Origin of the sequence: Pseudomonas sp. GD03842, from assembly GCF_029841165.1 — a bacterium.
In the GTDB taxonomy this organism is placed as follows: domain Bacteria; phylum Pseudomonadota; class Gammaproteobacteria; order Pseudomonadales; family Pseudomonadaceae; genus Aquipseudomonas.
Genome location: NZ_JAOCEA010000019.1, coordinates 31,564 through 45,888, shown reverse-complemented (window position 1 = coordinate 45,888; position 14,325 = coordinate 31,564). Strand labels below are relative to the sequence as shown.

Sequence of the window (14,325 nt, the reverse complement as noted above, 5' to 3'; positions counted from 1 at the left end):
CGCTTGCAGCGATCAACTGGCGAACAGATAACCCTCCACATCCATGCCCGCGTCGCGCATCTGCGCCAGTTTGTAGCGCAAGGTCCGCGGGCTGATGCCAAGGCGTTCGGCGGCTTCCTTGCGGCGACCGCGCTCGGCACGGAGGGTATCGATGATCAGCTGAAATTCCCGACGGCGCAGGTCCTCGCCCAGTGCGCCGGCAGGTTCGGAAGCAGGCGTTTCCAACGACGATTCGGTGAAGCTCTGTGCCGACGGCAGCGTCGGTGAAACCTGAGCCGTGGTGGCGGACGCAGGCATTGAGGCAAAGCCCAGCGGTCCGGCCAGACAGAAATCCTCGGCTTGAATCACACCGCCTTGCTGCAGAATCAATGCGCGCTGAACGGCGTTATCCAGTTCCCGGACATTGCCAGGCCAGCTGTAACCCACCAAGCACGCTTGTGCTTCGGCCGACAGCCGCACAGGGGCGTGCTTCATTTTATTGACATGCTTGGTCAGCAGCCGCTGAGCCAACGGCAGAATATCGCCGGGGCGTTGGCGCAGGGGATGCCAGGCCAGCGGAAACACTGACAGGCGATAATACAAATCCTCGCGGAAGCGCCCAGCCGCCACCTCTCCCGCGAGGTCGCGGTTGGTGGTGGCCAACACGCGAATGTCGAGCGCTATAGGCTTGCGCGCCCCGACCCGCTCCACTTCCCGCTCCTGAAGCACGCGCAGCAATTTGGCCTGCAGCCCCATGGGCATTTCCGAGATTTCGTCGAGCAGCAGGGTGCCCCCCTCGGCCTGCTCGAACTTGCCCGCCTGGGCAGCGATGGCACCGGTGAACGATCCCTTTTCGTGCCCGAACAACGTGGCCTCGAGCATGTTGTCCGGAATCGCCGCGCAGTTGATGGCGATGAACGGTCCGCCTGCCCGTGGTGACTGTTGGTGGATGAAGCGCGCCAGGACTTCCTTGCCGGTCCCGGACTCACCGGAAATCAGCACCGTCGAATCGCTTTTGGCCACACGCGCCGCAAGATTCAACAATTGCAGGCTGGCGGGCTCGACCGCAACCGGCCCTTCCCCGTCGGAGGGCGTAAGACGTCCCAAGGCATGTCGAGCCACCAGCGCCAGCAAGGCCTTGGGCTCGAACGGTTTGACCAGGTAATCGGCGGCCCCCTGCCGCATTGCTTCGACCGCGCGATCCACTGCCCCATGGGCGGTCATCAGCAGCACTGGCAAATGCGGGTACCGGCTGCGCAGTTGGGCCAATAGTTGGTGGCCATCCATGCCGGGCATGTTGACGTCACTGATCACCAGGTTGAATGCCGCATCGGCGGCGGCGAGCAACGCCTCCTCGGCGGACCCCACGGCGAGGTAGTCATGCCCGGCCAGCTCCAGCGTTTCGCCCAGCGCTTCACGCAATGAGTGGTCATCTTCGACCAGCAATACCTTGATCGTCATAACGCATTCCTCGCAATGCCGACGCCGGGGACCAGCGGCAGGGACACCATGGCGCAAGTGCCACGTCCCGGGCGCGAACGGAAATGCACCTGCCCTTGATGCGCCCTGGCGACCGCAGTGACCACCGCCAGTCCAAGACCGGTACCGGTGGGCTTGGTGGTGAAGAACGGCTCGCCGATCCGTGCCAGCGCAGCGGCGTCGATGCCAGGGCCGCTGTCACTGATGCACAGGCGCAAGGTGTCACCGCGGGAATAGGCGTGAATTTTAATGCGGGCAGTGCCCGAACTGGCCTGCACGGCATTCTCGATCAGGTTGAGCAGCGCGCCCACCAGCGTGTCCCGGTTGCACAGCAGTTCGCCCTGATGACTGTCGCACTGCCAGCGCACGCGCGCATCCCGCACGTGGGTCTGGGCCGCTGCCTTCAAGGCCTCGACCAGCGAGCAAGGCGTGACCCGGTCGGTCAGCGGCAACTCCCCCCGAGCGAACACCAGCATGTCACGCACTTGATGCTCCAGTTCATGGAGGCGCTCTTTGAGGCGACCGGCGAAACGTTGCTGGGTCTCCACGTTCAACGCTTGCTCTGTCAGATGACTGGCGTAAATCATGGCGGCCGACAACGGGGTGCGAATCTGATGGGCCAGCGACGCGACCATACGACCGAGCGACGACAAGCGTTCGTGGCGCGCCAACTGACTCTGCAGATGGCGGGTTTCGGTCAGGTCATTAAGCAGCACCAACTGCCCGGGCTCGGCATCGAGCGAGCGGGTGGAAATGGACAGGCGGCGACCATCCTTCAAGGAAATCTCATGACCGTCATCCTCCCGCGGCGCAAAACAGCGGGCGATGACGTGACGCCAGAGCATCCCGATCAGCGGCTCGCCGAGCAGATCGATGGCCGCCGGGTTGGCCTCGCGGACGGTGCCGGTTCCATCGATCACGATGACGCCACCGGGCAGCAGGTCGAGCAGATTCTGCAGACGATTGGCCAGCCGCTCTTTCTCAGCCAGTTCCTGCATGCGTTGCGCACTGACGACGGCCAACTCGCCTTTCAGCTCCGTGACCCGCGCTTCCAGCAAGCTGTAGGAGTCCGTCAACTGCGTGGACATCTGATTGAACAGGGCAAACGCCTGCTGCAGCCCTTGTCGACTCTCGACTTCAGGGGATGGCTGCACCTGCAAACCGGACGGCAAGACAGGTTCGGAGGACATCTGAGCGGCCTGGGGCATAGTTCATCTCTCGCGTGGCGTACCGTCAGTAAACGGTAGGTTCCAAGAGCTTTAGCAATCCCCGTGCCGAAAAAAAAACCGCTGAAAAATCAGCGGTTTCTCTTTTGGCGCGTCAAACCTGCGTCAGTCTTCGAGCTGGTCGTCACCGTCGCGGCGGCTCATGCCGTACTTGCGCATCTTCTCCACCAGGGTCGTACGGCGGATACGCAAACGCTCGGCTGCACGGGCAACAATACCGTTGGCATCGTCCAACGCCTGTTGAATCAACCCCTGCTCCAGCCCCCCCAGGTAATCCTTGAGGTCCAGCCCTTCCGGCGGCAACATCGCGCCATTGGCGAAGTTCGGCGTATGGCCATTGATGGCGACGCGCTCTTCCAGGTCGCTGCGAAGGCTGTCCACCATTTGCTCGTCTTCGTCGTCGACGTAGCGGAATTTCTTCGGCAGTTCCGCGACACCAATCACGCCGTAGGGGTGCATGATCGCCATGCGCTCCACCAGATTGGCCAGCTCGCGGACGTTGCCCGGCCAGCCGTGACGACACAGCGACATGATGGCGGCCGAGTTGAAACGGATCGAACCGCGCTTTTCATGCTCCATGCGCGAGATCAACTCGTTCATCAGCAGTGGAATGTCTTCGACTCGTTCGCGCAGCGGCGCCATCTCGATCGGGAAGACGTTGAGCCGGTAATACAGGTCTTCACGGAAGCCACCGGTGCCAATCATGTCTTCAAGATTCTTGTGGGTCGCGGCAATGATGCGCACGTCGACGCTCTGGGTCTTGTTGCTGCCCACACGCTCGAACGTCCGCTCTTGCAGCACGCGCAGCAACTTGACCTGCATCGGCAGAGGCATGTCGCCAATTTCATCGAGGAACAGCGTGCCGCCGTTGGCCAGTTCGAAACGCCCGGCACGGCTGGTGATCGCTCCGGTGAACGCCCCTTTCTCGTGGCCGAACAGTTCGCTTTCCAGCAGTTCGGCAGGAATGGCGCCACAGTTCACCGGCACGAATGGCGCGTCACGGCGTTTGGAATGGTAATGAAGGTTGCGCGCCACGACTTCCTTGCCGGTGCCCGATTCGCCCAGGATCAACACACTGGCGTCGGTGTCGGCCACCTGCTGCATCATCTGGCGCACGTGCTGGATGGCACGACTGGTGCCCACCAGGCTGCGGAACAGATTCGGTTCGCGCTGACGGCCGCGCTCGCGGGCCTGATCGTACATCTCGCGATAGACCTGAGCCCGATGCAGGGAATCCAGCAGCTTGCTGTAGCTGGGCGGCATCTCGACGGTGGACAACACCCGCCGACGCAGATCTTCTGCCAGTTCGGCAGAAGAATTTTCGCCCATCAGCAAAACAGGAAGGAACTCATCCCAGGCAGCGATGGTCTTAAGCAGCCCTTGGAGGCTGCCCGGTGCATTGACGGAACCCACCAGCACGCAAAGCACTTCTCGAGTGGACGCCAGAGCGCCGACGACCTGCTGCCAGTCCGTGCTGGAGCAAGACAGGTTCTCATCACCGAGAAAGTTCAGAATCACCGCCATGTCGCGGCGGCGCTGGCTATCGTCATCGATCAGCAGAATCTTGATTTCACGCCACATGCAATAGCAACTTCCCTAGTCAACTCGATGCCCAATCGGGGGGCAAGCTTGGCTTTGCAAGGTCCGCAGAGACGCCACAACAGCCAGAAATTAGTGAACATCACTAGTTAAGTCAAAAAACCGTACACAGTCAATTTTATGGCGCACAATTTTTTTCGATCAACCAAACGTCAACCGAACAGATGGTAAACCTTTGCAGCGTTTTGCGCTCGCTGGATTTGCGTCATTTCTTCGACTATTGCCTGACGTTCGCCCACCGCAATGTCAATCATCTGCCGATAAACCCCCAGCAGCTCCTCCAGGTTGCTGCGTAGCTCAGGCTCATCGTCGTTCGCCTCACGGATGACTTCGTCGACACAGGCGCGACACGCCAGATCCAGTTTGCTGATGGCAATCCAGTCGCGCTCGGCGAGGGCGTCGACCAACGCTTCGCGGGTTTCTTCGATTCGCTTGAGTGCAGCACTCATGGTGTTCTCCTTAGAGCGCGGGTTGCTGATCGCCGATCGCGTCCCAACCTTCTTTGACTGTAGTCAACAGTTGGGCCACTTCGTCGAGAATTCTGGGATCGGTCTTGATGTTGGCCTCTGCCAGGCGTTTCATCATGTACACATAAAGATTGTCGACATGCGCCAGCGCTTCGGCTTGCTTCTCCATGTCCAGGCCCTCACGCAAGCCGCCGACGATTTCGATGGCCTTGCCGATCAGCACGCCTTTAGCGGCGACGTCTTTGCGCGCGATCGCGCCCTTGGCCTGAGCGATGCGATCCAGCCCGGCTTCCATCAGCATTTGCACCAGACGATGCGGCGTGGCCACGGCAGTCTGGGCGTGGGAATTGACCTTCTGATACTGCCGAAGGGCTGCCATCCGGTTCATTTCATTACCTCACACATCTTGAAGTGTCTATGTTCAGGCTATCGGCACCGGGATTGGGAACTTTAAGTCCAGATGCCAAAAACCCGGCACTCTGGCCGGGTCCTGGTAATCGATGATTCATCAACCGCTTTGCTGGGCGTTCAACGATTCGAAGAACGAGGTGATGCTGGTGGCCGAGGCCTTCAGTTGCCCGACAATCAGGTCCATTGCGTTGTATTTGGCGGTCAGCGTTGCGGTCAGGTTGGTGACCCGCAAGTCCAGCGCCGTCTGTTCATTGGTCAGGTTGGTCTGCTGCTTGTTCAGGCTCGCAGTCCGGGTATCGAAGATCCCACCGGTCTGGGTGTAGGGCGTGATCGCCGCTGTCATCCGAGCCAGCAAGCCGTTCTTGCCGTCACCGGTGCCAGTGAACAACTGCTGCACGTCACCCGCCAGGCCTTGGGTGTTGATGGCCTTGTCGAACTTGGTGCTGTCCAGCGACAGCGTACCGTCAGTCTGCGAGGTGGTGATGCCCAACTGAGACAGTACCGATACGTTACCGTCCGCGCCGGTGGTGACCAGCTCGTTACGCAGGCCCGAGAGGATTGAACGCGGCAATGCGTCGCCTGTCAGGGCGGCGGGCGTCACGGTGGCGCCGGTGGTGGCGTCGGGCGTGTCGCTGATGGTGGCCTTGGTCACCGACGTCACGGCTTTGACGACGTTGTTGTAGGCGTCGATGAAGGTCTGCAGCGAAGCTTTCAAACCATCGTTGTTCGTCGCGACAGTCACCGTCGAAGTGCCTGTGGCCAGCAACGTCATGGACACGCCACCCAGGCTCTTGTCGATGGTGTTGCTGGCACTGGTGACTGTCAGCCCATTGATGGTGAGGGAGGCACTGTCTGCCTTGGCACTGACGTAGCCGGCGCTGTTCACGTCGTTGGGGTCGAGCTTGGCATCGGCAGCGATGTTGAACTGCGCCACGTCACTGGTGGCGGTGATGTCCGAACCCGCGCCGGTTTTGGTGGAGTTGAACACCAGCCGCGAGCCCTTGTCGTCGGTGATGATGCTGGCGCTGAGCCCTGAATCCTGGGTCGTGGCGTTGACCTGCTTGGCGACGGACGCCAAGGTGGCGCCATCCGGAATGGTGATGCTGGTGTTAATGCCATTTTGAGTGAGGGTCAGGTTCCCACTCGGAATGGCACTGGTGGGCCCGTCGGTAAAGGCACCACTGGCAACGCTGGAACTGGTAGCCAGCTTGCTGACGTTGATTGCGTAGGTACCGGGCACGGCGGAGTTATCCGACGTTACGGTCAGCTTGGTGGCATCCGAAGACTTGGCGGCATAGCCGGAAAAAGACGGTGCATCCTTCTTGCCCAGATTGGTCAGCGCAGTCTGGAACGCAGACATCGCGCTCTTCAACGTACCAATCCCGGACAGCTTGGTGGTCACCAGCTTGGTCTGGGTCGTGATTTGCGTCTGTTTGGCCAGCTTGTCGGAGTTGACCAGCGCCGTGACGATGTCACCGATCGCAAGGCCCGATCCGAGGCCGGTTGATGGGGTAATTGGGCTAGCCATCTACATCTCCTTTCGGTTTTAAGCCGGTCTTTTGACTCAACGACAGTTCAAGAGAACCGCGTTCACGTTTCATGCCAGTTAAACTTTTGCGTCGAACAACAGGCTGTTTGCATTTTTCAGACTGTCGGCGATCTTCAGCGCTTCGGCGGACGGCAACTGCCGCACGACTTCGCCCGTTTCAGTGGCAATCACTTTTACGACCACTTGGCCGGAGCCCTCGTCGATCGAGAATTCCAGGTTGCGGCGGACCGACTGAAAAAACTTTTCCATTTCCTTGACGGCAGCTTGCAACTGTTTCGAGTTCTTGTCTTCGTCAGAGTTTTTACTCTTCGCCGTGTCCGCATCTGCCGAGGCAGCCGCTTCGTTGACGACTTGAGGCTTCACCGCTTGCCTGTCCGGGACAGGAGCAGACACAGGGGGCAGCGACTGCACCGTGGGGTAAGCCATGTTCAATCGGGTGCTTATGTCCATGTCTTCAACCTCTCAAAGTAAAAAGCGGGAGAGCACGCAAGCACACTCCCCCGCCAAAACTCGACCCGATATTACTGAAGCAGTTTCAGAACAGCGGATGGCAGTTGGTTAGCCTGGGCCAGAACAGAGGTGGAAGCTTGTTGCAGAGTCTGTTGCTTGGTCAGGTTAGCGGTCTCGGCTGCGAAGTCGGTGTCTTGGATACGGCCCAGTGCAGCGGTGGCGTTTTCGTTGACGTTCTGCAGGTTGGAGATGGTGCTGGTCAGACGGTTTTGCGAAGCACCCAGGCTGGCACGGGTGCTGTTGATCGTGGCCAGAGCGGTGTCGATTGCCGAGATGGCAGCGTCGACGTTGGTGTGCGCAGTGGCGTTGCTGGTGCCGCTGATCGAAGTGGTGCCGCTGGCTACGCCCAGTGCCGAAGCAGTGAAAGTACCGGTCAGAACCAGGTCGATCTGGTTGGAAGTACCAGTGTTCGAGCCCACTTGCAGGGTCACGGTGCTCGCAGTACCGTCCAGCAGGTTCTTGCCGTTCAGGTTGGTGGAGTTGGCGATACGGGTCAGTTCGTCCGACATCTGAGCGTATTCAGCGTTCAGAGCGGTACGGTCAGCAGTACCGTTGGTGTCGTTTCGTGCTTGAACGGCCAGTTCACGCATACGCTGCAGGATGTTGGTCGATTCTTGCAGAGCGCCTTCAGCGGTCTGAGCGATCGAAATACCGTCGTTGGCGTTCTTGATGGCAACAGTTTGACCGCGGATTTGCGAGGTTTCGCGAGTGGCGATCTGCAGACCGGCTGCGTCGTCTTTAGCGCTGTTGATTTTCAGACCGGAAGACAGACGGGTCATCGAAGTCGACAGAGCGTCGGAAGCCTTGCCCAGGTTCTTCTGTACAGCCAAGGAAGCTACGTTGGTATTGACGGTTAAAGCCATGATGAATTCCTCGTGGGTTGGGTACTGCGGCTATCCGGCCCTGGCAAGCGCCGGGTGTGGCCTAGAGAACCTTCGTAATGTTTATCGTCGTATCTGCAAGGAGCTTGAGGGCTTTTTCAAAATTTTTTGCCACCAGAGCGCCACCCCTGCTTGTGACGGGGGTTACCCAGCGTTTCGGCGCGCACTGCCCAAGCTTTAATCCTCTCGTCAACCCCTTCATTAGCCACGCGGTAGCGCCCGGATGCGCCGTGCGACGCACCCGGGTAAAGCACTGTTTATAAACGCCTTGCCGTTATTGGAGCAGCTTGAGGACAGCCGCCGGAAGCTGATTGGCCTGGGCCAGAATGGCGGTCGAGGCTTGTTGCAGCGTTTGTTGTTTGGTCAGCTCGGCGGTTTCGGCAGCGAAATCGACGTCCTCGACGCGCCCGCGGGAGGCTGTGACGTTTTCAATGATGTTGTTGATGTTGGCTACCGTCGTGGTCAGGCGGTTCTGCTTGGCGCCCAGCTCGGCCATGCTGGCTGTCACCTTGGAGATGGCCAAATCGATCTGGATGATGGCTTCATCGATATTTTTGTTCGCGACCGCGGCCTCCAACGCCTGCTCTTCCGGGGTAGGTTTGAGCGGATCCTGTCGCGCAATACCCTCGTAGATACCGGTGCCATCAATTTTCGGCGTTAAATCGTCCCCCGCCTTGATGTCCTTGTTGCCGATCGTCATGGGGGCACCAGCCGATCCGAGGACCGCAGTGACTGCAGCACGATCAGCAGGCGCGGCAAACAAGGATTTGGTCGAATAGTCCTGATCCAGCACGATCTGGATTTCTTCATGCTCACCGGTATTGGCGCCCACATGAAACGTCAGATTGCCTGCGCTGCCATCGAGCAAATTCAAATCTTTCCCGAACTTGGTGCTGTGACTCAACCGAGTCAGTTCTTGCGACGCTTCTTCGAACTCCTTATTGGACGCTGCACGATCAGAGGCTGTATTGGTTCCATTCTTTGCCTGAACGGCCAGATCCCGCATTCGCTGAAGCGTGTTCAAGGTTTGGGACAATGCGCCTTCCGTGGTTTGAATGACAGAAATGGCATCATTTGCATTACGCGACGCGACAGTCAGACCGCGGGCCTGCGTCGTCAATCGACTGGCGATTTGCATGCCCGCGGCGTCGTCTTTAGCGCTGTTGATTCGCAACCCCGAGGATAGACGGGTCATTGCGGTGCTGAGCGAGTCGGAAGAACGGTTCAGATTGCGCTGTACAGACAACGACGCAATGTTGGTATTAACGGTCAAAGCCATGTTGAGTTCCCTCGTTGATAAAAAACGGTGGGCTTTCAAAAAGCGGGGAAGTCCATTTCTCCCGAGAAAACCTACAGTTGCGCTATCGACGACGGCGTTGATGGCTTTAACTGATTTCAATGGCACGAAGACTTGCCATCACGACATATGAAGGGTGATATCGACGCCAACCTCTTAAAAAGTATCACTTTTTAAAAATCATAAAAAAACGGCCAATGAAGGCCGCTCTTTCGGAACTTACTTAATAACAAGTAGGAGGTTTCTCAGATTGTGTTATCAATCGGAATTAACACCGTGACATAACGCTAGAAACTCGCCCTCCAGCCAGTCCGCCAATCCGATCCAGTCCTGCCGTTCCTGGCACTGCAGAATCGCGGTCAGCACCTGCGCCCATTGGGCCTGCTCTTGCGCCGGACGAGAGGAGAACAGGGGCAGCGCTACGTCGATCAACGCGACCATTTTCAATGCGCCTTCAATATCGCGCCCCAGGCGAAACAGGCGGGCGCACGCACGGGCATCGAGAATGACGTGTTCGAAGTGAGTCATGGGGCCGTCCAGTCCGGGTCGAAATGCGTGCCCACGATGAAGGCGCCATCGCGGCTGGTGTTGAAGAACCGAACGTCGGGGTGCTGGGCGATGTAGCGCTCCAGTTCGATCAGGTAGCTGCGGAAGTTGAGTTGCGTCTTGACCTTCTGCCCGCGCCCGTCGAGCACCCAATGCCGGGCGATGTTCAGTTCAGGACCGAGTGCGCCGTCTTGCCAACCGGTGTGCGTCCTACCGCCGGGAAAGGCGAAATCGGCGCCGAACAGCGTGACAGTCGCCGCACCCATTTGCACGGCCAGGTCGACGGCAGGATGAATGACGCTGCCGCCGACGAAAAGGCTGGCTCTGAGAATGTGCTCGCGAATGGCCGTGTACATCGGGCTGGACGAATAACCAACGCAACGTGGCCCCCGCCAAGCCTCGAGCATCGTCGCATCCTGGCCGGGCAAGTACACCAGGGTGATGCCGTCCGAGCCCTCGGCGGGCAAGTGTCGAGCACTGATGCGGTGATCGATGCTGACCACGATGTCTGGCCGGATGCCTTGATTGCGCAGCGGCATGTAGGCGGTGTCCACGCAGATCAGCAATGGCCGTTCAGCGCTCTGCGAGACGCTCGACAGATGGGGCAAATGCTGCTGCAGGCTGGGGCCGGTGGCGATGACAAACACGTCGCGCCCCACGTGCGTACCGAAAAGCGTTGCCACATCGGTGTCAGCTTCAAGGAGCACCCTGCCCTGTTCCAGACGCTCCAGGTTTTCCGGGTTGTCGCTGGAAAATTCTCGGTTGTTGAAACTGACATGCACTTCGCTGACCAGCCGATCGCGAATCCGCGCGCTGGCGTCGTCAGCAAGCACCATCTCGGCGGGCAAGGCGAAGAAAGGCAGCTGGATTTCGTCCCGCTCGTCGGCATACGCCAGCACCACCCGAGGGTCGCTCAGCCAGTCGTCCTGTTCGAGCAGTTGCAGCACCAACGCAAACAGCGCGCCATTGAGAATATGCACATGCAGGGCTTGTAGACTGGGAAATCCCAACATGACGCGCTGCACATCGCCCAACGCAGTCCCATACACATGAGCTTCGGCACACTGGGCAGGAAAACTGGCGGCCTGCAATTGTGCCTCGGCGATCCGGTCATGGCGACTGGTCAGTTGAATCCCTGCCACCGCCAGCGTCCAATCCCGACCCTCCATTTGCTCGGCCGGCACCGCCCAGGCGTCTTCGCCGTGCAGCCGCTGAGCGACATGGGGCCAGCGCTGCTCGATGACGGCGAGGTTGCGCTGGAAAATCTCGTTCATGAACCCGTCCTTTTCAAACGAGAGGAATAAAAAAACGGCGACCTGAAATCAGTGTCGCCGTTTTGCATGACTCAGGGTCAAGGACGATAAAGGATCGCCGAACCCCACGACAAGCCTACGCCGAAACCGCTGATAGCCACGCGCTTCCAGCTCGAGTCGAACATGTGTTTTTCCAGCAGCAGTGGAATGCTGGACGAGACCGTGTTGCCGGTTTCCAGCATGTCCTTGACGAACTTGTCAGCCTGGGCCCCCTCCTCGAACCGGCGTGCGACGGCGTCAACGATCGCCGCGCTGCCCTGGTGGATGCAGAAGGCGTCGATGTCGGAAGACTGAAGGCCGGAGTCTTCGAGCAGTTCGTTCAAGTGCGCAGGGACCTTTACCAACGCGAAATTGAAAACCTGGCGACCGTTCATGTAGAAATGGCCGTCGATGGTCTTGAGGAACTCTGCTCCCCCGCCGTCGCTGCCGAATTTGGCCTTGCCCAAGTGCCAATGAGCGTCCTCCCCCACCCAAGTGGCCGTAGCGGCATCGCCGAACAGCATCGTGGTGTTGCGGTCTTCTGGGCTGACGATCTTGGAATAGGGGTCGGCGGTGATCAGCAGGCCATTTTTCAGGCCCGTGGCTTCCATGAAGCCTTTGATCGCGTAGATGCCATAGACATAGCCCGAGCAGCCAAGCGAAATATCGAAGGTGGCGACGTGGGTGGACAGGCCCAGTTTGTGCTGCACGATCGCGGAGGTGTGAGGCAGGCCCTCTTCATCGCCGTTCTGGGTGACGACGATCAGCACGTCGATGGCGTCGCGGGAAAGCTGGGGGTTGTTGGCGAACAGTTTGTTGGCGGCTTCCACGCACAGGTCGGAGGTCTCTTGACTGTCTTCCTTGCGTGGTAGAAAAGCGGAACCGATCTTGCCGAGGATGAAGTCTTCATCCTTACCGAATTTTGCACCCTGCGCATAATTGTCGACGCCGGCTGTCGGCACGTAACTCGCTATGCTTTTAATGCCAATCATTTTGGCTTCCCAATCAAAAACGCTGAACATCGCCCCTCGCGCTGAGGCGGGGCATGAAAATCCGGGGCTTGAAGCTGCAAAACACGGCGATCAGGGACTCTGTCGACCTGGAAACCGCTGTAATCAGTCAGATACTTGCAAGCACAATACAGTGGAGATGCCCGGAATGACTCGCAGGTCACCAAAAGTTTTACAAGCTTTTAGCTGACCGGGAAGTGCTGTGCAAGGGTGGATTGGCCTACAGACAGGCAATTGACATGAAGATGTCACCGAAATCCGGTTGTTGTTTCTGGCGCCACCCCTGCGCGGCGGGGTGATCTTGGGCGAAGGGTCAGCGCTCGGTGTCGGGGTCCGTTTTTTAAACCTGTCGTGGGCGCCGCTGAGATCGGGGGCAGATCCGTTTGCGCGTGGGCGGGGTTTTATTCCTTACGAGCGGGTCCATTGTGTCGGGACCGTTCAATGGTGTGATGAGCGCAGCTGAGATTGGAGGCAGATCCGTTTGCGTGTGGGCTGGGAGTTGGGGTTTCGCTCCTCACGAGCGACTCCATTTTGTCTTGGCAAAATGGAGGAAAACCGCTTGCTCCTGGTTTGGCCCTGACTGCGTCAGGGTTCCTTCCCTCCGGCGCCGTTCCGTGGGCACGCCGCGGACGGCCATCCATGGCCGCGCGGCTCTCGCGGCTCCCGGCCGCTCAACCCACTCCACGACACCTCCGCTCAGCCTGCACCCAAGTCGCGTTCGGCGGTGACTGGGCTGTTTGTGTAGGGAAGATCAAAAGCGAAGAGCGAAAAGCGAAAAGCGGAGCGTCGTTTGGTTCAGGGCATGGGTTGATTACGCTTTGCTTTGCTTTGCTTTGCTTTGCTTTTAGTGCGCGACAGTCCAGACACCGCGGACCGCGACTTGGGTGCCGGCCGAGTGGAGGCGTTGCGCAGTGGGTTGAGCGGCCGGGAGCCGCGAAAGCCGCGCGGCCATGGATGGCCGTCCGCGGCGGGCCCACGGAGCAACGCCGGAAGGAGGGAACCCGGCGCAGCCGGGCCAAACCAGGAGCAAGCGGTTTCCCCCATTTGCCAAGACAAATGGGGCCGCTGTAAAAGCGGAACGGTGAATCAGCGTCAACCTCGCCAATGGAACAGTTCGCCGTACCCGGACCGATGGCTTCATAGGTATAGCTGGAATCGGCGGCATGAGTTTCTCGCCCAGCCTCGACCAGATGACCCCGGGAAAACTTCGTGACTTGGCGGCAGTGGCGCTGCAATTGCAGTCCGGAGTCGAGGCGATCAGCAGGAAGATCCGGAACGCGTATGAATAGGCATGATCCGTATGCCAATCTCAAAGATGTGCTGACGCGGCTGCCGACACAGCGAGCGAGTGAAATCGATCAATCGCTGCCGCATAGGTGGCAGCTAGCTCGAATACCTCAGGCGGCATCCCGCAAGCTTAAAAGCTGTATGGCTCAAGCTCTGCAAGCTGAGACAGCAGAATTAAATGCTCCACTGCTTCTAGTTTCTCAACATGATCAAGGGATGCCGACCCACCGAGCGCTAGCGCTGGAACAAAACCATACATCTCATTATGGCGAAGAGTGCCGAGCTTTTTTCTTGCCGGCTTGAACAATTCTTCTACATCGTTAGAGTCCACTTTTCTGGACACGATAAAGTCTTGAAGCTTACGATCCATTTGCTCGGGGGTGGGTTCAAAATCATGAATTACGCATCGTGAAAAGACGCTCGTTATCTTCAGTGAGAATCCCGTTTTCTCGCCCCATAGATAGAGATCGCCAAACGCTCCACGAGCAATTAGGTGGTAAGTGTCGCGTTTTTCGAATTCCGTTCCTTCAAGCCACGAATCCACTACTCTTTCGTATTCTTGCGGGTTCACTATCCAAAAAATTCCATCACCGTATCCACACCAGCCGTGCTCAGCCCAATATTCCAGAAGCTGGTTAGGCAGCTTGCCTCTGTAGCGTTCGATACTCGACACCGGAACGTCCTGGCGATCAACCGGGCCACCAAACTTCTCCAGGAATCTAGAAAATACCGTAGCCAAACGACACCTACCCAATGTCAGCGCCCCGCGACTTCATTCCGAGCAGCGTATAC

General features: G+C 58.7%; 13 protein-coding genes and 1 pseudogene. 1 reads left to right on the top strand and 13 read right to left on the bottom strand.

Annotated features, from left to right (window positions below):
* Positions 1-12: 12 nt before the first annotated feature.
* From N5D61_RS22815 to N5D61_RS22760, 12 genes are all read right to left on the bottom strand, one after another.
* Positions 13-1,440, bottom strand: a complete 1,428-nt coding sequence (locus N5D61_RS22815) for a sigma-54 dependent transcriptional regulator (protein WP_108240118.1) — start codon at positions 1,438-1,440, stop codon at positions 13-15.
* Positions 1,437-2,648, bottom strand: a complete 1,212-nt coding sequence (locus tag N5D61_RS22810) for an ATP-binding protein (protein WP_279894296.1) — start codon at positions 2,646-2,648, stop codon at positions 1,437-1,439. Before N5D61_RS22810 ends, N5D61_RS22815 begins: the two co-directional genes overlap by 4 nt.
* 141 nt (positions 2,649-2,789) lie before the next feature.
* Complete coding sequence (fleQ, locus tag N5D61_RS22805; protein ID WP_108240116.1) at positions 2,790-4,265, bottom strand: transcriptional regulator FleQ; 1,476 nt, start codon at positions 4,263-4,265, stop codon at positions 2,790-2,792.
* Between the two features lie 170 nt (positions 4,266-4,435).
* A complete protein-coding gene (locus N5D61_RS22800) occupies positions 4,436-4,732 on the bottom strand; it encodes a flagellar protein FliT (protein ID WP_108240115.1) in 297 nt (98 codons plus the stop codon).
* 10 nt (positions 4,733-4,742) lie between these two features.
* Entirely contained in the window at positions 4,743-5,138 is a 396-nt protein-coding gene (gene fliS / locus N5D61_RS22795; RefSeq protein WP_108240114.1) for a flagellar export chaperone FliS, read from the bottom strand.
* Positions 5,139-5,258: 120 nt separating this feature from the next.
* Positions 5,259-6,689, bottom strand: coding sequence for a flagellar filament capping protein FliD (gene fliD / locus N5D61_RS22790; RefSeq protein ID WP_279894294.1), 1,431 nt, complete (start codon positions 6,687-6,689; stop codon positions 5,259-5,261).
* Between the two features lie 78 nt (positions 6,690-6,767).
* Positions 6,768-7,160, bottom strand: coding sequence for a flagellar protein FlaG (locus N5D61_RS22785; protein ID WP_279894293.1), 393 nt, complete (start codon positions 7,158-7,160; stop codon positions 6,768-6,770).
* 71 nt (positions 7,161-7,231) lie between these two features.
* Positions 7,232-8,083 (bottom strand): flagellin domain-containing protein, encoded by an 852-nt coding sequence (locus N5D61_RS22780; RefSeq protein WP_108240111.1) that lies wholly within the window; start codon positions 8,081-8,083, stop codon positions 7,232-7,234.
* A 292-nt stretch (positions 8,084-8,375) separates the two neighbouring features.
* On the bottom strand, positions 8,376-9,380 hold the full coding sequence (locus N5D61_RS22775; protein WP_279894323.1) for a flagellin: 1,005 nt from the start codon (positions 9,378-9,380) through the stop codon (positions 8,376-8,378).
* 276 nt (positions 9,381-9,656) lie between these two features.
* Positions 9,657-9,926: a hypothetical protein gene (locus N5D61_RS22770; protein WP_279894292.1), complete on the bottom strand. Its 270-nt coding sequence runs from the start codon at positions 9,924-9,926 to the stop codon at positions 9,657-9,659.
* Positions 9,923-11,218, bottom strand: a complete 1,296-nt coding sequence (locus N5D61_RS22765) for a 6-hydroxymethylpterin diphosphokinase MptE-like protein (protein WP_279894291.1) — start codon at positions 11,216-11,218, stop codon at positions 9,923-9,925. The genes N5D61_RS22770 and N5D61_RS22765 overlap by 4 nt, the downstream gene beginning before the upstream one ends.
* Before the next feature lie 77 nt (positions 11,219-11,295).
* Positions 11,296-12,228: a ketoacyl-ACP synthase III gene (locus tag N5D61_RS22760; RefSeq protein WP_108240168.1), complete on the bottom strand. Its 933-nt coding sequence runs from the start codon at positions 12,226-12,228 to the stop codon at positions 11,296-11,298.
* 1,296 nt (positions 12,229-13,524) lie between these two features.
* Between N5D61_RS22760 and N5D61_RS22755 the strand changes: the two are divergent.
* Positions 13,525-13,629, top strand: a pseudogene (locus N5D61_RS22755) (transposase domain-containing protein); the annotation flags it as partial.
* 34 nt (positions 13,630-13,663) lie between these two features.
* Here N5D61_RS22755 and N5D61_RS22750 read toward each other — a convergent pair.
* Positions 13,664-14,272 carry a GAD-like domain-containing protein gene (locus tag N5D61_RS22750; protein WP_279894290.1) on the bottom strand — a complete coding sequence of 203 codons (609 nt, stop codon included), beginning with the start codon at positions 14,270-14,272 and terminating at the stop codon, positions 13,664-13,666.
* Positions 14,273-14,325 lie beyond the last annotated feature (53 nt).

Bases quoted from the DNA above. Each gene is read 5' to 3' on its own strand.
- fleQ (WP_108240116.1), bottom strand. From the start codon at position 4,265: ATGTGGCGTGAAATCAAGATTCTGCTGATCGATGACGATAGCCAGCGC.
- N5D61_RS22800 (WP_108240115.1), bottom strand. From the start codon at position 4,732: ATGAGTGCTGCACTCAAGCGAATCGAAGAAACCCGCGAAGCGTTGGTC.
- fliS (WP_108240114.1), bottom strand. From the start codon at position 5,138: ATGAACCGGATGGCAGCCCTTCGGCAGTATCAGAAGGTCAATTCCCAC.
- N5D61_RS22785 (WP_279894293.1), bottom strand. From the start codon at position 7,160: ATGGACATAAGCACCCGATTGAACATGGCTTACCCCACGGTGCAGTCG.
- N5D61_RS22815 (WP_108240118.1), bottom strand. From the start codon at position 1,440: ATGACGATCAAGGTATTGCTGGTCGAAGATGACCACTCATTGCGTGAA.
- N5D61_RS22775 (WP_279894323.1), bottom strand. From the start codon at position 9,380: ATGGCTTTGACCGTTAATACCAACATTGCGTCGTTGTCTGTACAGCGC.
- N5D61_RS22760 (WP_108240168.1), bottom strand. From the start codon at position 12,228: ATGATTGGCATTAAAAGCATAGCGAGTTACGTGCCGACAGCCGGCGTC.
- N5D61_RS22810 (WP_279894296.1), bottom strand. From the start codon at position 2,648: ATGTCCTCCGAACCTGTCTTGCCGTCCGGTTTGCAGGTGCAGCCATCC.
- N5D61_RS22780 (WP_108240111.1), bottom strand. From the start codon at position 8,083: ATGGCTTTAACCGTCAATACCAACGTAGCTTCCTTGGCTGTACAGAAG.
- N5D61_RS22765 (WP_279894291.1), bottom strand. From the start codon at position 11,218: ATGAACGAGATTTTCCAGCGCAACCTCGCCGTCATCGAGCAGCGCTGG.
- N5D61_RS22770 (WP_279894292.1), bottom strand. From the start codon at position 9,926: ATGACTCACTTCGAACACGTCATTCTCGATGCCCGTGCGTGCGCCCGC.
- fliD (WP_279894294.1), bottom strand. From the start codon at position 6,689: ATGGCTAGCCCAATTACCCCATCAACCGGCCTCGGATCGGGCCTTGCG.